Origin of the sequence: Rahnella sp. RFA10(1/100), from assembly GCF_004195115.1 — a bacterium.
Lineage (GTDB): Bacteria > Pseudomonadota > Gammaproteobacteria > Enterobacterales > Enterobacteriaceae > Rahnella > Rahnella perminowiae.
Genome location: NZ_SEWR01000001.1, coordinates 631,216 through 648,900, shown reverse-complemented (window position 1 = coordinate 648,900; position 17,685 = coordinate 631,216). Strand labels below are relative to the sequence as shown.

Below are 17,685 nucleotides of genomic sequence, written 5' to 3'. Positions count from 1 at the left end.
TTTAAGCGCCTGTCTTTTCGCTGTTCATAAAATATCTCCACCACGGGCTTTGTACAGTAACAATCCGCCGCAAAGCCCCGTCTTGCCTCATTAATAACCAATCAGATAACGTTATGCAAAATTCGCATAACGATAGTCTTTATCAGACTTTCTGCCAGATAGAAGAAACTTTACACTCAACAAAATCTTAGCAATTTCGCTACCTTGGAGAGTCTGTCTTGATGAAAGCTTTATTACCGTCCGTTCTGTTTACGGCTATTGCGGCTACTTTCTCCGTGCAGGCTGCTACGCCGCCGGATACGCTGGTTATCGCACAATCCATTGATGACACCTCCAGTTTTGACCCGGCGCAGGGATTTGAACTGACCACGGTTCAGGCTTTTAATAATATTTATCAGCGCCTGGTCCAGTCTGACCCGAACAATCCGATCGATTTAAAACCGACGCTGGCGGCCTCCTGGGAAGCAGGCAAAGATAACCGCAGCCTGACCTTCACGCTGTCACCGAAAGTCACCTTTGCCAGTGGCAATCCGCTGACTGCCGATGACGTCATATTCTCGTTGTCACGCGTGGTGAAGCTGAATCTGGAGCCTTCATTTATCCTGACGCAACTGGGCTGGACCGATAAAAACGTCGATACCTTCCTGACTAAGATTGATGACCAGCATGTGAAAGTCAGCTGGACTGCCGATGTCAGCCCGTCATTCGTGCTGAGCCTGCTGTCTGCGCCGGTATCTTCTATCGTGGACAGTAAACTGGTGAAAGCTAACGCCACCGCTGACGACCTTGGTCACCAGTGGCTGAGCAATCATTCTGCCGGTTCCGGCCCTTACCAGATCCGTAACTACATACCGCATGAAGTCGTGATTTTATCTGCGAACCCGACCTCACCGGAAGGCGCGCCGAAGCTGAAAACCATTCTGATCAAAAACGTACCGGATCCTGCTGCGCGCCGCTTGCTGATCGAGCAGGGGGATGCCGATATGGCGCGTAATCTCGGTTCTGACCAGATGGCTGCACTCGCCGGTAAAAAGGGTGTTAAGCCTCTGGCGATCCCGTATGCCTCACTGTACTTCATGCAGTTCAATGTCAAAGCCTCCCCGGCGCTGGGTAATCCTGCATTCTGGGAAGCGGCCCGCTACCTGTTCGATTACAACCACATTGCTCATGATCTGATGAAAGATCAGTTCCAGGTGCATCAGGCCTTCCTGCCGGAAGGCTATCTGGGCGCGCTGAACGACACGCCATACACCTATGACCCGGCAAAAGCCAAAGCGATTCTGGCGAAAGCCGGGCTGACTAACGTCAGTTTCACACTCTCGACCGCCAATCAGCCGCCGTATCTGGACATCGCACAGGCGCTGCAGGCCAGCTTTGCGCAGGGCGGCGTAACGGTGAAACTGGATCCGGGTTTGAGCTCGCAGATTTCTACCAAAGTGAAATCACACAATTACGACGCGTATATGTCGTCATGGGGACCGGATTACTTTGACCCGAACACCAACGCTTCAGCGTTTGCTTTCAACCCGGAAGAGGGAAGCAGCAAAACACTGGCATGGCGCGCTAACTGGTCCATTCCGGCACTCAATAAACTGACGCTGGCTGCGATTGCGGAACCGGATCAGGCCAAACGCGTGGCGGATTACCGTCAGTTGCAGCTGGAAGTCCAGAAAAACTCGCCGTTTGTGATTGGTCTGCAAGCCAAAAGCCTGATTGCCGTACGCGACAACATTAAAGGTTACGTGCAGGGCATCAACCCTGACATGGTCTTTTACAGCAAGGTCACGAAGTAATGGCAGACAGTTCAACACCCGCCGGATTCGTCCGGCAGGGTTGGCGCTGGTCAGGCCGTTTGCTGACCGGCGTGATTTCGCTGGCACTGACGCTGCTCGGACTGCTGGCGTTTACTTTCACGCTTTCCCATCTCGCCCCGATTGATCCGACGTTACAGGTGGCCGGCGATCACGCCAGCGAAGCCACCTATGCGCAGGTGCGTCGCGATTTAGGTCTCGATCAGTCCGTACCGGTACAATTTGTCCGTTATCTCGATCACCTGGCGCACGGCGATATGGGAATTTCCCGTATTACCGCGCAGCCGGTGGCCAGCGATCTGATGCGTACATTCCCGGCAACGGTTGAGCTGGCGACTTGTGCCATCCTGCTCGGCGGCACCTTCGGGATTTTGCTGGCGTTGCTGGCGGTATGGAAACCGGGAAGCTGGCTGGATAATGCGGCAAGGCTGGTGTCGTTGCTCGGGTATTCCGTGCCGATTTTCTGGCTTAGCCTGCTCGGCCTTTTACTATTTTACGCGGTACTGCACTGGGCGGGCGGGCCGGGGCGGCTTGACGACCTGTATATGTACACCATGACGCCACGCACCGGTTTTGTCCTGGTTGATACCTGGCTGTCCGGCGACCGTGAAATGTTTTACAACGCTATCCGCCATTTATGGTTGCCGGTGACGGTGCTGGCGATGTTGTCGATGGCGGGTATTACGCGCCTGTTGCGTGCGTCGATGCTGGGCGAAATGAACAAAGAGTATGTGATTCTGGCCCGGTCAAAAGGGGCCGGCAGGATGCGTGTTCTGCTTTGCCACGTCTTCCCGAACGTGCTTGGTACACTGATCACGGTGCTGACGCTGTCCTACGCCAGCCTGCTCGAAGGTGCGGTACTGACCGAAACGGTATTCGCCTGGCCAGGTGTCGGGCGTTATCTGACCACCGCGTTGTTTGCTGCGGATACCCCGGCAATTCTTGGCGCTACGCTGCTGATCGGCATCTGCTTCGTGCTGCTCAATGCGCTGGCTGACGCCCTTACTTATCTGCTCGATCCGCGAACCCGGTAGTTGCTATGACTCAAATGATTCCTGAACAACCGACGCAGGTTGAGGCTGAAGCCGATACCTCCGTCTGGAAACCGACCCGGCGCATCACCACGTTTTCTGTCGGACTGGTGCTGGTTGCTATTCTGGTGCTTACCGCGCTGCTCGCGCCGTGGCTGGCACCGTTTGACCCGAATATTCAGCACATCGAATTACGCCTGCTGCCGCCTTCGGAAACCCACTGGCTGGGCACCGACGGGTTTGGCCGCGATTTACTCTCCCGTGTGGTCTATGGTGCACGTCCGACCCTGCTGCTGGTGTCACTGATTCTGGTACTGACCATTCCGGTGGGGCTGCTGATCGGCATCAGCGCGGGATACATTGGCGGTTGGTATGAGCGCATTGTGATGCGACTGACCGATATCGTGATGTCCTTGCCAAGTCTGGTGATGGCACTGGCGCTGGTAGCGATTCTCGGCCCCGGCCTGATGAACGGGGCTCTGGCACTGGCTTTCACCAGCTGGCCGCCCTTTGCACGACAGGCAAGGGCGGAGACGCTGGCACTTCGCCGCAGTGATTATCTGGCAGCGGCGCGGATGCAGGGCATCGGCGGGTTGCGTCTGATGTTCGGCCACATTCTGCCGCTGTGCCTGCCGAGCGCCGTAGTACGTGCGGCCCTCAGCCTCGGCGGCATCATTCTGGCTTCTGCCGGTCTGGGCTTCCTCGGTATGGGTATTCAGCCACCGACCGCTGAATGGGGGTCAATGGTTGCTGAAGGCAGCAAGGTGATTTTCGATCAATGGTGGGTCGCCGCAGCACCGGGCGGGGCGATTTTATTTGCCAGCCTGGCTTTCAACCTGCTGGGCGACGGCCTGCGCGACAAAATGGATCCACGACATGGCAACTGACTTTTTACATAAGGACAAGTCATCCGGCGATCAGCTGGTCGCGAAGGATTTGACCATTTATTTGCCGGGCGAACGTCCGCTGGAACTGGTGAAATCCCTGTCATTCAGCGTCGGGCAGGAACGCGTGGCGCTGGTCGGCGAGTCCGGCTCCGGAAAATCCCTGACCGCCCGCGCGCTGATGGGGTTACTGCCGCATCCGTGCAAATTGCGTGCATCACAGCTGACGCTGGGTGACAACGATCTGACCACGCTCAGAGAACGTGAGTGGAGCACGCTTCGCGGAAACCGCGTGTCGATGGTGATGCAGGATCCGAAACATGCGCTCAATCCGACACAAAAAATCGGCAAGCAGGTAGAAGAACCGCTGCGCCTGCATACACGCCTTGGCCGCAAGGAGCGTCAGGAAAAAGTCACCGAGATGCTGAATGCTGTCGGTCTGCCGAATCCGGCTTTCTTGCAACAGCAGTATCCGCATCAGCTTTCCGGCGGGATGGGGCAGCGCGTGATGCTGGCGATTGCACTGATCAATGATCCCCAGTGGCTGATAGCCGACGAACCCACTTCCGCGCTGGATTTCGAGATGCGCGAACAGGTTCTGGGGCTGATTGAGCGATTAGTTGAACAGCGAAACATGGGACTGATCCTGATCAGTCACGACCTGCAACAGGTCGCCCGTTATTGCGAACGGGTGCTGGTGATGTACAAAGGCGAGCTGCTTGATGAACTGGCAGCCGATCAGTTGGCGAACGCCACCCATCCTTATACGCATACGCTCTGGTCATGCCGTCCGAGCAAATTTACGCACGGTGAACGCCTGCCGGTGCTGGATCGCGCGCTGCTGGCTTCTTTAAAACAGGATCCGCGCCATGAGTGAAATTATTGCTGAATTGCGTCAGCTTAGCGTGTCGCATCGTCAGGGTTACGAAACCCGCACGGTGGTGCATAACGTCAATCTGACCATCCGTAAAGGCGAATGCTTCGGACTGGTCGGGCCGTCCGGTTGCGGCAAATCATCATTGCTGTGGGTGCTGGCTGGTCTGAACGGACACTGGGGCGGCAGCCTGACGCTGCTTGACCATCAAGTGAAACCCGGCAAGCCTTTCACCGGTAGCCTGCGCCGCGATGTACAGATGGTTTTTCAGGATCCGTATGCTTCGCTGCACCCCAAACACAAGCTGCTGCGAACGCTGGCCGAGCCGCTGAAAATCCTTAAAGAACAGGATATCGAACAGAAAATTGCCGAAGGTTTTCGCCAGGTCGGGCTGGATCCGGCGCTGATGAACCGTTATCCGCACCAGCTTTCCGGCGGTCAGCGTCAGCGCGTGGCGATTGTCCGGGCGCTGTTGCTTAAACCGAAACTGCTGCTGCTCGATGAACCGACATCAGCCCTTGATATGTCCGTACAGGCAGAAATTCTTAATCTGCTCAATGACCTGAAAGCCAGCAGTGATCTGACCATGATTCTGGTCAGTCACGATGCCGATGTGATTGACCATATGTGTGATCGGGCAGTGCATATGGCGAAGGGTTACGTGTTGAGCTGACCGTGCGCCTTATAATCCCTTCTCACAGTCCCCGGGCAAAGGTCCCGGGGATTCTCCGTTCAGCAGTATTTTGAGCGCACCATCGAAGCTTGTCTGCCGGGGAATTTTTATGATTTTTTCAGAAAATCTTTCAGATGGACGACCTTGTTGATGTCATCCATCAGGCGCGGGTTATTGCGCACTTCCCAGATATCGACATGGGTTTGCAGGTTTAACCAGAATTCGACAGAAGTCTCAAATGTCTTTGCCAGCCGGAAGGCGATATCAACGGTCAGCTTGCGGTTGTTATTCACCAGTGCGCTGATGGTATTGCGGTGAACATTCAGCATGTCGGCAAGATCGTTGATCCGCAGGCCAGTGGGCTCAAGAAATTCGTAAAGTAAAATATCACCAACGGTAGCGGGTTTACGTGTGGTCACAGCCATACGACGTTCCTTTTGGTATGTCTTCATTAACATCGAAACGAATATGCTCATAATTATCGGTAACGCCTGTAACCGTGGGGATCTCAATACAGGCCATGTGCTTTGCCTTCCCGCCAGTAAAAAATCAGACGGTACTGTTCATTCACCCTGATCGATGAAAATCCCTTTAACGGAGCTGCCAGATCTTCGTAGCGATTGCCCGGAGGCCAGAGTAAATCCCGATAATCCATTGCGGCATTGATCATATCCAGCTTCCTTTCCAGAGCGGTTGCCAGCGTCCAGGGTATTTTGCGATGGGGAGTGGCGAAGTGAAAAAAGTCTTCCAGCCATTGATCGCGGAAACTGCTTATCCTGAGCATATCGTTCATGAGATGAACCCATCCTGATTTTTAAGGTGGGGTACCGAAGCCTTCTTGCACTGTGCTTCGGTGCATAAATTAACAGAGTCTTTTGCCGTTGTATAGGGATTGTTCTCCCGGGAACGGACGTGACTTTAATGCCTGATGCGTTTAGCGAAAGCGGTTGTTGAGGATTTTGCGGGACGTTTTCCACAGAATGTGCGTCACCCGGCAGAGGGGTACGGCATGAATGCGGCAAGGCGCGCAAAATTTTTCTGCCTGCGGTGGAACGCGCGGGAGCAACAATTTTCGATTTTAAGCCACGCCGCGGGTTGCGCCGGGCTTATGAGCATGATAATGATTTCCTTCGGTATTCTGCCAGCCACTTTTCCGACCACTGAGATCTTATGAGCCTGAAAGCTTTCAACCCTGATGCCCTGCAAAAAGGTGATCTGATTAACCTGCTGATCGCCATTCCTGCCGGGATTATTGCCGCGCTGGTGACAATCGCTTTTCGCGGGGCGATTTCGGGTATCAACGGCCTGATGTTCAGTGATGGCAGCGATATCACCAAAGCTTTCAATGAATATCCTCAATTTCTCTGGCCGCTGATCACCACAGGAGGGGGCGTGATTGCGGGTTTCATCCTGCTGTGGGCGCTGCGTCACGAAAGCAGGCACGGCAAAATGCCGGATTATCTGGATGTCATCGATCAGCGTCTGCCGGGCATTCCGGTGGTCAGTACCGTGCTGCGCGGGCTGTCGTCGCTTGCCAGTATTGCCAGCGGCGGTTCAATTGGTCGCGAAGGGGCAATGGTCCAGTTATCCGCGTTAAGCGGCAGCCTGCTCGGGCGGTTTTCACGTTTTAAAGGCGTACATCAGTCAGATGTTATCGCCATGGCTGCCGCGGGCGGGCTGGCAGCGGTGTATCACGCTCCGTTTGCCGGCGCGTTGTTTGTGGCGGAAATCGCTTTTGGTGTGACCGCCGTACAGCGCCTGATCCCGCTGTTTATCTCGGCGTCGGTCGCGGTGCTTACTGTCCGGTCGCTGACCGGTTATGCGCCGCTGTATCTGTATGCTTCCGCCTCATTCAGCCCCTCCTTAGGGGCGATTTTTACCGTGCTGATTATTGGCATGGCGACGGGGATTCTCGGGCCGTTATTCATCTCATCAATCGATAAAGTGCGGCAGTGGATGAAACCCATTTCGCATCCGGCGCTGCGTCTGGGTCTTGGCGGGCTGGGTGTCGGCCTCGTGGCGATGATTTCGCCGCTGGTGCTCGGTAACGGTTTTGAGGTCATTGATTTAATCCTTAACAACGGGGATTTACAGACCTCTTTATGGGTGCTGCTGATCCTGAAAATTGTCGCCACGGCGATCACCATCGGTTCCGGTGCGGTCGGCGGGTTGTTCACGCCGTCGTTACTGATTGGCGCGGCGGGCGGCGCGCTGGTGTGTACCTTCCTGCAATGGCTGGGATTCGATCCCGGTCCGGTCGGGTTATATGCTGCGATCGGCATGAGCGCATTGCTGGCGGCCACCAGTCATGCACCGCTGATGTCGATCATGATGGCGTTCGAAATGACCCTCAACAGTTCGCTGCTGTTCCCGCTGATGCTGGCGACGGCGATTTCTTATGTTGTGGCGTCTCGCCTGAAAGTCGGCGGCACGTACCCGGTGCTGACACGGCATAATGCCCGGTTTGCGGCGAAAAATGCGTTTGAATACAGTACGGTGGCATCACTGATTTCACCTTGTTCGAAAATGTACGTCGACGCTTCGCTGTCAGAGGTGGTCAGCGAAGGGTTAAAACAGCGCACACGGTATGTATACATGGTAGACAGGGAAGAACGTTTTCTGGGCGTGGTGCCGACCAATGTGGTGGCGGCAGGGCTTATTGATGGCAGCGTGAAAGCTGACAGTCCGATTGATCCGTTTATCGAACAGGAATTCACGACGATTTTTCAGCAGGCCAGTTACGAGCAGGCGTGGGCGATGTTCAGTCATTCGCCACTTGAACGTTTACCGGTGCTGGAAAATCCGCAATCACGCCGTTTGCTGGGTGTGATCACTAAAGCTGCGTTGCTGAATAAAGCCAAAGATTTCCTGTAGTTGTTGTGCGGAGAGCCGTCATCAGCCGTCGTCGCGATGCCTTAACGCATACCAGCCCGCCAGCAGGGTAAACACGCCGACAATCACCACCAGTAAAATAAAACCGTGGTGATTGCTGGCGAGCGGAATGCCACCGACGTTCATGCCAAAGAAACCTGCGACAATATTGATCGGCAGCGCCAGCACGGTGATTACCGTCAGCACATACAGCGTGCGGTTACTTTGCTCCATCTGCCGTGAGGTGATTTCTTCCTGCAATAACCTGATGCGTTCGGTCAGGGCGATAAGGTCATTCAGTACCACCGAAAATTCCTCGGCAAACTGCCGTAAATCCTGGACCACGGCAGGGGCTATCCAGGCGGGAGGACGGTTCAGCAGGCGAAACAGGGCGGTCGGTTCCGGTGCGAGTAAACGCTGAAACCGCAGCAGCATACGGCGCAGACGCCCCAAATCGGCGCGGTTCTTTTTCACGTGATGGCTCAGCAACCGCTCTTCGATGGTATCCACGTACTGATTAGCTCGCCGTACAATCTGTTCCAGTAAATCTTCCTGTTCCTCTAAAAGATGCACCAGCAGCGCGGTTGGCGTGGTGATGGCCAGATGTTCCAGTCGTTTGAATAACTGTTCGATCAGCCTCACCGGTTTGTGGCGCGCCGTGATCACCAGCTGCTGATGGCAACTGAGCCACAGCGTCGAGGCTTCATCACTGGTTTCATCCGGACGGAAAATCACATCGTTGAGCACCGCCAGCAGCGTGTCATCAAGCCGTTCAATGCGCGTACTGCGCGATCCTTCGCGGATTTCCTCGAAAAATACCTCGCCGATGCCAAAATGCTTTTTCAGCCATTTTTCTGACATAGCGTGATTGAGATTGACGTGGATCCAGACGAATCCTCTGTCGTGGCAAATCTGCTGCCAGGCTTCCTGAACCTGTTGTGAGGAAACGCGCTCGGCTGGGCGGTCCGGACGAAAAACGAAACCGTATATCATCCCGGTAACTTCATCGTTGAAATTGAGTACGGCGGGTTTTTCTGTCTGCATTAAAGGTTTCTGGTGGTGAAAACAGGTTGTTCTATTACGCCAGACATCGGCGTAAATACAATAACCTCCCGCGTGATTTCACAATACTGTCACATTCAAACGGCCTTACCTCCAATTTTCCTGCGGATGACTTAATGCCCTCCTTTTTGTTGTCTTTGTGTAATTAATTACAGTAAATCAATCAATTATATCAACTTAACTTCATACCTCTTTGGGGGTATTTGTCGTTATATAAATGAATGCGTGACGCGAAGGCGTTGATCGCAATCAATTGGGCGCGCGTGTGGGCTGCATACCCTGAGGGCATAACGAGCAATGAAGTTGTATTCCCCGCCATTCACATAATGACAAAGCGCAATGAAGCCTTTGCACAGGAGAGTCCCGGATGAGCAAGTTTCTTGACCGGTTTCGCTATTTCAAACAGCTAGCTGAACCCTTTGCTGACGGCCACGGCCAGACGCTGAATACCAATCGCGACTGGGAAGACGGTTACCGCAGCCGCTGGCAGCATGACAACGTGGTCCGTTCCACGCACGGTGTGAACTGCACCGGTTCATGCAGCTGGAAGATTTACGTCAAAAACGGTCTGGTGACCTGGGAAACCCAGCAGACCGACTACCCGCGCACCCGTCCGGATCTGCCGAACCACGAGCCGCGTGGTTGCCCGCGCGGTGCCAGCTATTCCTGGTATCTCTACAGTGCAAACCGTCTGAAATATCCGCTGATGCGCAAGAAACTGATCCAGTTATGGCGTGAAGCCAGACTGAATTACAGCGATCCGGTCGATGCCTGGGGCTCGATTGTCAGTCAGCCGGAAAAAGCCAAAGAATATAAAGCGGCACGCGGTCGTGGGGGATTTGTCCGTTCAAGCTGGCAGGAAGTGAATGAACTGATTGCCGCGTCCAACGTGTATACCGCCAAAACTTTCGGCCCGGATCGCATTATCGGTTTTTCGCCCATTCCGGCGATGTCGATGGTGTCTTACGCTTCCGGCGCACGTTATCTGTCGCTGATCGGCGGTGTTTGCCTGAGCTTCTACGACTGGTATTGCGATTTGCCCCCGGCGTCTCCGCAAACCTGGGGCGAGCAGACTGACGTGCCGGAATCGGCTGACTGGTACAACGCTTCGTATATTATTGCCTGGGGTTCCAACGTTCCGCAGACCCGTACGCCGGACGCGCACTTCTTCACCGAAGTGCGCTATAAAGGCACTAAAACGGTGGCTATCACGCCAGACTATGCGGAAATCGCCAAGATTTGTGACCAGTGGCTGGCGCCGAAACAAGGCACCGATAGCGCACTGGCGCTGGCCATGGGTCATGTGATCCTCAAATCCTTCCACATCAATAATCCAAGTCAGTACTTCACCGACTACGTGCGCCGCTATACCGATATGCCGATGCTGGTGATGCTGGAACCGCGCGAAGACGGATCATATGCCGCAGGCCGTATGCTGCGTGCCTCTGATCTGGTGGGCAATCTTGGTCAGGAAAATAACCCGCAATGGAAAACCATCGCCCTCGATGAACACACCGGAGAACTGGTATCACCGTTAGGTTCGATCGGTTACCGCTGGGGCGAAAAAGGCCAGTGGAATCTGGAATCCCGTGAAGGGAAAGACGGCAAAGATGTCAGCCTGAAGCTGAGCCTGCTCGGCGATCATGATGACGTTGTGAATGTGGGCTATCCGTACTTCGGTGGCGCGGTCAGTGAACATTTCAACAGTGTGGCACTGGATGAAATTCTGATGCACAAACTGCCGGTCAAACGCCTGCAACTGGCGGATGGCAGTACCGGCCTGGTGGCAAGTGTTTACGACCTGACGCTGGCGAACTACGGTATCGAACGCGGCCTGAACGATGAAAACTGCGCACAAGGCTATGATGAAATCAAAGCCTATACGCCAGCCTGGGCCGAGAAAATCACCGGGGTTTCACAGCAAAACATCGTGCGTATCGCCCATGAATTTGCCGATAACGCCAACAAAACCCATGGCCGTTCGATGATCATCGTCGGTGCCGGGATGAACCACTGGTATCACCTTGATATGAACTACCGCGGTCTGATCAACATGCTGATCTTCTGCGGTTGCGTGGGGCAGAGCGGGGGCGGCTGGGCCCACTACGTCGGGCAGGAAAAACTGCGTCCGCAAACCGGCTGGCAACCGCTGGCGTTTGGCCTTGACTGGCAGCGTCCGCCGCGCCAGATGAACAGCACCTCATTCTTCTACAACCATTCAAATCAGTGGCGTTACGAAACCGTCACGCCACAGGAGCTGTTATCTCCGCTGGCGGATAAATCCAAATTTACCGGCAGTATGATTGACTTCAACGTGCGCGCCGAGCGTATGGGCTGGCTGCCGTCTGCGCCGCAGCTCAACGTTAACCCGCTGCACATTGCCGGGCAGGCGAAAGCCGCAGGTTTATCACCGGCCGATTTCACCGTGGCAGCCCTGAAAGACGGCAGCGTGCGTTTTGCTGCCGAACAACCGGATAATCCGCAGAACTTCCCGCGTAACCTGTTCGTCTGGCGCTCTAACCTGCTGGGGTCTTCCGGTAAAGGCCACGAGTACATGCTGAAATATCTGCTGGGCACCGAACACGGTATTCAGGGAGAGGATCTCGGCCTTCAGGGCGGCGTCATGCCGGAAGAAGTCGAATGGCAGGCGCAGGGCGGCGAAGGCAAACTGGATCTGGTGGTGACACTGGATTTCCGCATGTCCAGCACGTGTCTCTATTCTGACATCGTGCTGCCGACCGCCACCTGGTATGAAAAAGACGACATGAATACATCGGATATGCATCCGTTTATTCATCCGCTGTCTGCTGCTGTTGACCCGGCCTGGGATTCCAAAAGCGACTGGGAAATCTATAAAGGTATTGCCAAAGAGTTTTCCCGGGTATGCGTCGGCCATCTTGGGGTGGAAACCGACATGGTGACGTTGCCGGTTCAGCACGATTCCGCCGCTGAACTGGCACAGCCGTTTGGCGTGGAAGACTGGAAAAAAGGGGAATGTGATCTGATCCCCGGGCGCACTGCACCGCATCTGATGGTCGTTGAACGTGATTATCCGAACACCTATGAGCGCTTTACCTCGGTCGGCCCGTTGCTGGAAAAACTCGGTAACGGCGGCAAAGGCATCAGCTGGAATACTGACAGCGAAGTCGGTTTGCTGAAAAAACTGAACTACACCAAACCGGATGGCGTGGCGAAAGGCCAGCCGGTGATTAACACTGCGATTGATGCAGCGGAAGTCATCCTGACGCTGGCACCGGAAACCAACGGTCAGGTGGCGGTCAAAGCCTGGGCAGCGCTGAGCCAGAATACCGGCCGCGACCACACACATCTGGCGCTGAATAAAGAAGACGAGAAAATCCGCTTCCGCGATATTCAGGCGCAACCGCGCAAAATTATCTCCAGCCCGACCTGGTCCGGTCTGGAAGATGAACATGTTTCTTACAACGCCTGTTACACCAACGTGCACGAGCTTATTCCGTGGCGCACGTTGTCCGGCCGCCAGCAGATTTATCAGGATCATGCGTGGATGCGCGCCTTCGGTGAAAGCCTGCTGGTTTACCGTCCGCCAATCGACACCCGCGCAGCGCAGCCGTTGCTGAACGCGAAACCGAACGGCAACCCGGAAATGGCGCTGAACTTCCTGACGCCGCACCAGAAATGGGGCATTCATTCTACCTACAGCGACAACCTGCTGATGCTGACTTTAGGTCGCGGTGGCCCGATTGTCTGGCTGAGTGAAGACGATGCGAAACAGTTAGGCATTGAAGATAACGACTGGATCGAGGCCTTCAACGCCAACGGCTCGCTGAGCGCCCGTGCGGTGGTCAGCCAGCGCGTACCGGCAGGCATGACCATGATGTATCACGCACAGGAGCGCATTGTGAATATTCCGGGTTCAGAAATCAGCCAGCAGCGTGGCGGTATTCATAACTCTGTCACCCGTGTTTGCCCGAAACCGACGCATATGATCGGTGGTTACGCGCAACTGGCGTACGGTTTCAACTATTACGGCACGGTCGGCTCCAACCGCGATGAATTCGTGATTGTGCGCAAAATGAACCGCATCGACTGGCTGGATGACGAAGGTAATGACGACGTGCAGGACGCCGTGCAACAGGAGAAAGCCCAATGAAAATTCGTTCACAAGTCGGCATGGTGCTGAATCTCGACAAATGCATTGGCTGCCACACCTGTTCCGTGACCTGTAAAAACGTCTGGACCAGCCGCGAAGGGATGGAATACGCGTGGTTTAACAACGTGGAAACCAAACCGGGGCTCGGTTATCCGCACGACTGGGAAAACCAGCAGAAATGGAAGGGCGGCTGGATCCGCAAAATCAATGGCAAACTGCAGCCGCGCATGGGTAATAAAGCCAACCTGCTGCATAAAATCTTCGCCAACCCGCATATGCCGGAAATCGATGATTATTACGAGCCGTTTGATTTTGATTATCAGCATCTGCACACCGCGAAAGACGGCAAACATCAGCCGGTGGCCCGTCCGCGTTCGTTGTTAACCGGCAAACGCATGAAGAAAATTACCGGCGGCCCGAACTGGGAAGACGATCTGGGGACCGAGTTCAGCAAACGTTCTGCCGATCAGAACTTCGCCAATATGCAGAAAGAGATGTACGGCGAGTTCGAAAATACCTTTATGGCGTACCTGCCGCGTTTGTGTGAACACTGCCTGAATCCGGCGTGTGTGGCGACCTGTCCGAGCGGTGCGATCTACAAGCGTGGCGAAGACGGCATCGTGCTGATCGACCAGGACAAATGCCGTGGCTGGCGCATGTGCCTGACCGGCTGCCCGTACAAAAAAATCTACTTCAACTGGAAAAGCGGCAAGTCAGAAAAATGTATTTTCTGTTATCCGCGTATCGAAGCCGGTCAGCCAACGGTGTGTTCCGAAACCTGTGTCGGTCGTATCCGTTATCTCGGCGTAGTGTTGTATGACGCTGACCGTATCGGTGAAGCCGCATCGGTGGAAAACGAGAAAGACCTGTACGAAAGCCAGATGAGCATTTTCCTCGATCCGAACGATCCTGATGTGATTGAACAGGCCGAAAAAGACGGCATTCCGCTGTCCGTGATGGATGCCGCACGTCAGTCGCCGGTCTATAAAATGGCGATGGAATGGAAGCTGGCGCTGCCGCTGCACCCTGAATACCGCACGCTGCCGATGGTCTGGTACGTGCCGCCACTGTCGCCGATCCAGTCTGCTGCTGATGCCGGTGCATTACCGCACAGCGGTGTGCTGCCGGATGTCGAAAGCCTGCGTATTCCGGTGGAATACCTGGCGAACCTGCTGACCGCCGGTGACACCGCGCCGGTGCTGCGTGCGCTGAAGCGCATGCTGGCGATGCGTCATTTCAAACGTGCTGAAACGGTGGATGGCGTAACGGACACCAGTGCGCTGGAACAGGTCGGATTGTCTGCGGCGCAGGCCGAAGAAATGTACCGCTATCTGGCGATTGCCAACTACGAAGATCGTTTCGTGGTCCCTTCCAGCCATCGTGAACAGGCGCGTGAAGCCTTCCCGGAAGCCAAAGGCTGTGGTTTCAGCTTCGGCGACGGCTGCCACGGCAGCGACAGCAAATTTAACCTGTTCAACAGTAAACGCATCGATGCCATCGACATCGGCGCGAAAACAGAAAGGAACAACTGATGAACAGCTTACGACTCATTGGTTTATTGCTCGATTACCCGTCTGATGAGCTGTGGGAACACCAGACGGAGCTGCTCGAAGCGGTGACAGAATCTGCGGAACTGACTGATGTACAGCGCCACGATCTGGCGCTGTACATCACGGCGTTCTGCAAACAGGATTTGCTGGATGCGCAGTCGGCGTACACCGGTTTGTTCGATCGGGGTCGCGCCACCTCGTTGCTGTTGTTTGAACATGTGCACGGCGAATCCCGTGACCGTGGTCAGGCGATGGTCGATCTGATGGCGCAATACCGCGAAGCCGGGCTGGAAATCGACAGCCGCGAGCTGCCGGATTACCTGCCGCTGTATCTGGAATACCTGACCACCCGTGATGAACATCAGGCGCGGGAAGGGCTGCGTGACATCGCGCCGATCCTGGCATTACTCAGCGCCCGGATGCAGGAGCGGAACAGTCATTACGCGGAACTGTTTGATCTGCTGCTGGCACTGTCCGGCAGCGATATCGCGACCGCCACGGTGCGCGAGGGGATCAAACAGGAAGCCCGTGATGACACACCTGCCGCGCTGGACGCGGTGTGGGAAGAGGAACAAATCACGTTCCTCGGCGAGCAAAGCTGTGCGTCGGGCGATGAAGCTGCGCACCAGAAACGCTTCGCCGGTGCGGTCGCACCACAGTATCTGAACCTTGATGACACGCCTGCGGGGGAACCACGCAAATGACCGACTTCCTCAACAACTTCTTCTTCAATATCTATCCGTACCTGTGCGGCACGGTATTCCTGGCCGGTAGCTGGCTGCGTTATGACTACGGTCAGTACAGCTGGCGCGCCGGTTCCAGTCAGTTGCTGGAGAAAAAAACGCTGCGTATTGCTTCGCCATTGTTCCATGTCGGCATTCTCGGCATTTTTGCAGGCCATGCCTTCGGGATGCTGACGCCGCACTGGATGTATGAATCTTTCCTGCCGGTGCCGGTGAAACAGCAGATGGCGATGTGGGCGGGCGGTGCCTGTGGCGTGATGACTTTGATTGGCGGCGGCATGCTGGTGTGGCGGCGTCTGAGCAACGCGCGCGTGCGGGCGACCTCGAGTTTTGGTGACATCATGATCATCATTCTGCTGGTAGTGCAATGTGCCCTGGGGCTGAGCACCATTCCGTTCTCCGCGCAGCATATGGACGGCAGCGAAATGATGAAACTGGTCGGCTGGGCGCAGTCAGTGGTGACGTTCCGTGGCGGTGCGGCAGCACATCTCGATGGCGTGGCATTTATCTTCCGCGTGCATCTGGTGCTGGGGATGACGCTGTTCCTGTTGTTCCCGTTCTGCCGTCTGGTGCATATCTGGAGCGCGCCGGTGGAATATCTCACCCGCCGTTATCAGCTGGTACGTAATCGTCGCTGACTGACCTTCACGGATTGTGAACGGGCAATTTTGACATAAAAACGAAGGGCGCTATGATGCGCCCTTCTCTTTATTTTATTGCTCAAGGACGCATCTGATGGCCACACCAAGACAACCTATGACCGTAGCCCGCCGTTTACTTCGCAACAGCCTGATTTTACTGGTTATCGGTATTGTTGCCACGATCCACGGTTTAGTGGTTGGCAGTCCGGAAACCCCGCCGGGAGAAATGGCACCGCAACTGATGCTGGGCATCTGGTTTATCTTTATCGGTTGCGTGATGGCGCTGATCAGCGGGTTAGTGATCCGCAACAAAAAGAAAAAAGGCGAACTCTGATCTTTCGCTACACACCGAATCAGCGCTCATCAGGGCGCTTTTTTTATGTCAGCAGTGGCGTAAACCTGCGTTACGTCAACGTCACGCGCTCAGTTTTCACGCAATTTATTCTTTCACTCGTATTACAGCTAATAAAAATCCTAATCAACGTTGTCCAGGAAAAATAACATGACCAGAACGGTATACCTCAACGGGGAGTTTGTTGCCGAGCATGACGCGAAGGTGTCGGTATTTGATCGCGGTTTCTTATTTGCTGATGCCGTCTATGAAGTCAGCGCCGTGCTGAACGGACGTCTGCTCGACAACACGGCTCATCTGGCGCGGCTTGCGCGTTCCTGTCAGGCGCTGAACCTGCGTCTGCCTTGTGCGCTCAGTGATATTGAGACTCTGCAAAAACGTCTGATCACTGAAAACAATCTGCTGGAAGGGGCGGTGTATCTGCAAATCAGTCGCGGCAACAGCGGCGACCGTGATTTTGATTTCCCCGGTGAAAGCGTAACGCCAACTTTTCTGATGTTTACGCAGGCGCGCCCGCTGACAGACCACCCGAAATCAAAAAGCGGTATCCGCATGGTTTCCGTTGAAGATATCCGCTGGCAGCGTCGTGACATCAAAACCGTTGGCCTGCTGGCCCCTTGTCTGGCGAAAGAGTATGCCCATCAGCATGACGCCGACGATGCCTTACTGATCGAAAATGGTCTGATCACCGAAGCCAGCTCCAGCAATGCCTGGATCGTCGATGCTGAAGGCACGCTGATCACCCGCCCGCTCAGCACGCACATCTTACATGGCATCACCCGTCAGGCACTGCTGGAACTGGCGAAGCAGCACCATATCCACTTTGAGGAACGTCCGTTCACGCTGGATGAGGCACTGAATGCGCGGGAGATCTTTATCAGCTCCGCCACCACCTTTATCTGGCCGGTGATTGCGCTGGACGGGAAGCCGGTCGGGGACGGAAAACCGGGCGCGGTTGCCGCAAAATTGCGGGAGATTTATGTGGCGATGGCGGTAGAGGCGACAAGCCGTTAATACAGTTTTACTGCCAAAAGCCCGGGTTGTCTTCACAACTTCACTGA

General features: G+C 55.1%; 15 protein-coding genes. 12 read left to right on the top strand and 3 right to left on the bottom strand.

Annotated elements, in window-relative coordinates; genetic code table 11:
• Positions 1–221: 221 nt before the first annotated feature.
• From ETV65_RS02745 to ETV65_RS02725, 5 genes are read left to right on the top strand one after another with little or no spacing between them, the layout of a single operon-like run.
• Positions 222–1,793: an ABC transporter substrate-binding protein gene (locus ETV65_RS02745; protein ID WP_129951466.1), complete on the top strand. Its 1,572-nt coding sequence runs from the start codon at positions 222–224 to the stop codon at positions 1,791–1,793.
• Positions 1,793–2,845, top strand: a complete 1,053-nt coding sequence (locus tag ETV65_RS02740; protein ID WP_129951465.1) for an ABC transporter permease — start codon at positions 1,793–1,795, stop codon at positions 2,843–2,845. The genes ETV65_RS02745 and ETV65_RS02740 overlap by 1 nt, the downstream gene beginning before the upstream one ends.
• Positions 2,846–2,850: 5 nt before the next feature.
• Entirely contained in the window at positions 2,851–3,729 is an 879-nt protein-coding gene (locus tag ETV65_RS02735; RefSeq protein WP_129951464.1) for an ABC transporter permease, read from the top strand.
• Positions 3,719–4,603 carry an ABC transporter ATP-binding protein gene (locus tag ETV65_RS02730; protein WP_129951463.1) on the top strand — a complete coding sequence of 295 codons (885 nt, stop codon included), beginning with the start codon at positions 3,719–3,721 and terminating at the stop codon, positions 4,601–4,603. The genes ETV65_RS02735 and ETV65_RS02730 overlap by 11 nt, the downstream gene beginning before the upstream one ends.
• Positions 4,596–5,273, top strand: coding sequence for an ATP-binding cassette domain-containing protein (locus ETV65_RS02725; protein WP_129951462.1), 678 nt, complete (start codon positions 4,596–4,598; stop codon positions 5,271–5,273). Before ETV65_RS02730 ends, ETV65_RS02725 begins: the two co-directional genes overlap by 8 nt.
• 107 nt (positions 5,274–5,380) lie before the next feature.
• Here the strand turns inward: ETV65_RS02725 and ETV65_RS02720 are convergent, their stop codons facing one another.
• Positions 5,381–5,698 (bottom strand): HigA family addiction module antitoxin, encoded by a 318-nt coding sequence (locus ETV65_RS02720; protein ID WP_129951461.1) that lies wholly within the window; start codon positions 5,696–5,698, stop codon positions 5,381–5,383.
• Positions 5,699–5,781: 83 nt separating this feature from the next.
• Positions 5,782–6,066, bottom strand: a complete 285-nt coding sequence (locus tag ETV65_RS02715) for a type II toxin-antitoxin system RelE/ParE family toxin (RefSeq protein WP_129951460.1) — start codon at positions 6,064–6,066, stop codon at positions 5,782–5,784.
• 377 nt (positions 6,067–6,443) lie between these two features.
• Here ETV65_RS02715 and ETV65_RS02710 point away from each other — a divergent pair, with 377 nt between their 5' ends.
• The gene (locus tag ETV65_RS02710; RefSeq protein WP_129951459.1) at positions 6,444–8,147 is read left to right on the top strand and encodes a chloride channel protein; all 1,704 of its coding nucleotides are present in this window, start codon (positions 6,444–6,446) and stop codon (positions 8,145–8,147) included.
• A 21-nt stretch (positions 8,148–8,168) separates the two neighbouring features.
• Here the strand turns inward: ETV65_RS02710 and ETV65_RS02705 are convergent, their stop codons facing one another.
• Positions 8,169–9,188 (bottom strand): transporter, encoded by a 1,020-nt coding sequence (locus tag ETV65_RS02705; RefSeq protein WP_129951458.1) that lies wholly within the window; start codon positions 9,186–9,188, stop codon positions 8,169–8,171.
• 385 nt (positions 9,189–9,573) lie between these two features.
• Here ETV65_RS02705 and ETV65_RS02700 point away from each other — a divergent pair, with 385 nt between their 5' ends.
• The 6 genes from ETV65_RS02700 (at position 9,574) to ETV65_RS02675 (ending at position 17,638) form a co-directional block, all read left to right on the top strand.
• Positions 9,574–13,338, top strand: a complete 3,765-nt coding sequence (locus ETV65_RS02700; protein WP_129951457.1) for a nitrate reductase subunit alpha — start codon at positions 9,574–9,576, stop codon at positions 13,336–13,338.
• Positions 13,335–14,870 (top strand): nitrate reductase subunit beta, encoded by a 1,536-nt coding sequence (narH, locus tag ETV65_RS02695; RefSeq protein ID WP_129951456.1) that lies wholly within the window; start codon positions 13,335–13,337, stop codon positions 14,868–14,870. Before ETV65_RS02700 ends, narH begins: the two co-directional genes overlap by 4 nt.
• The gene (gene narJ, locus ETV65_RS02690) at positions 14,870–15,592 is read left to right on the top strand and encodes a nitrate reductase molybdenum cofactor assembly chaperone (RefSeq protein WP_129951455.1); all 723 of its coding nucleotides are present in this window, start codon (positions 14,870–14,872) and stop codon (positions 15,590–15,592) included. The genes narH and narJ overlap by 1 nt, the downstream gene beginning before the upstream one ends.
• Positions 15,589–16,269, top strand: coding sequence for a respiratory nitrate reductase subunit gamma (gene narI, locus ETV65_RS02685; RefSeq protein ID WP_129951454.1), 681 nt, complete (start codon positions 15,589–15,591; stop codon positions 16,267–16,269). The genes narJ and narI overlap by 4 nt, the downstream gene beginning before the upstream one ends.
• 97 nt (positions 16,270–16,366) lie before the next feature.
• On the top strand, positions 16,367–16,606 hold the full coding sequence (locus ETV65_RS02680) for an LPXTG cell wall anchor domain-containing protein (protein ID WP_015697512.1): 240 nt from the start codon (positions 16,367–16,369) through the stop codon (positions 16,604–16,606).
• 168 nt (positions 16,607–16,774) lie between these two features.
• Positions 16,775–17,638, top strand: a complete 864-nt coding sequence (locus ETV65_RS02675) for a D-amino-acid transaminase (RefSeq protein WP_129951453.1) — start codon at positions 16,775–16,777, stop codon at positions 17,636–17,638.
• The last annotated feature ends 47 nt before the right edge of the window (positions 17,639–17,685 follow it).

What these genes read in the sequence shown, in the direction of transcription:
- ETV65_RS02745 (WP_129951466.1), top strand. Translation starts at nt 222, where the DNA reads ATGAAAGCTTTATTACCGTCCGTTCTGTTTACGGCTATTGCGGCTACT.
- ETV65_RS02740 (WP_129951465.1), top strand. Translation starts at nt 1,793, where the DNA reads ATGGCAGACAGTTCAACACCCGCCGGATTCGTCCGGCAGGGTTGGCGC.
- ETV65_RS02735 (WP_129951464.1), top strand. Translation starts at nt 2,851, where the DNA reads ATGACTCAAATGATTCCTGAACAACCGACGCAGGTTGAGGCTGAAGCC.
- ETV65_RS02730 (WP_129951463.1), top strand. Translation starts at nt 3,719, where the DNA reads ATGGCAACTGACTTTTTACATAAGGACAAGTCATCCGGCGATCAGCTG.
- ETV65_RS02725 (WP_129951462.1), top strand. Translation starts at nt 4,596, where the DNA reads ATGAGTGAAATTATTGCTGAATTGCGTCAGCTTAGCGTGTCGCATCGT.
- ETV65_RS02720 (WP_129951461.1), bottom strand. Translation starts at nt 5,698, where the DNA reads ATGGCTGTGACCACACGTAAACCCGCTACCGTTGGTGATATTTTACTT.
- ETV65_RS02715 (WP_129951460.1), bottom strand. Translation starts at nt 6,066, where the DNA reads ATGAACGATATGCTCAGGATAAGCAGTTTCCGCGATCAATGGCTGGAA.
- ETV65_RS02710 (WP_129951459.1), top strand. Translation starts at nt 6,444, where the DNA reads ATGAGCCTGAAAGCTTTCAACCCTGATGCCCTGCAAAAAGGTGATCTG.
- ETV65_RS02705 (WP_129951458.1), bottom strand. Translation starts at nt 9,188, where the DNA reads ATGCAGACAGAAAAACCCGCCGTACTCAATTTCAACGATGAAGTTACC.
- ETV65_RS02700 (WP_129951457.1), top strand. Translation starts at nt 9,574, where the DNA reads ATGAGCAAGTTTCTTGACCGGTTTCGCTATTTCAAACAGCTAGCTGAA.
- narH (WP_129951456.1), top strand. Translation starts at nt 13,335, where the DNA reads ATGAAAATTCGTTCACAAGTCGGCATGGTGCTGAATCTCGACAAATGC.
- narJ (WP_129951455.1), top strand. Translation starts at nt 14,870, where the DNA reads ATGAACAGCTTACGACTCATTGGTTTATTGCTCGATTACCCGTCTGAT.
- narI (WP_129951454.1), top strand. Translation starts at nt 15,589, where the DNA reads ATGACCGACTTCCTCAACAACTTCTTCTTCAATATCTATCCGTACCTG.
- ETV65_RS02680 (WP_015697512.1), top strand. Translation starts at nt 16,367, where the DNA reads ATGGCCACACCAAGACAACCTATGACCGTAGCCCGCCGTTTACTTCGC.
- ETV65_RS02675 (WP_129951453.1), top strand. Translation starts at nt 16,775, where the DNA reads ATGACCAGAACGGTATACCTCAACGGGGAGTTTGTTGCCGAGCATGAC.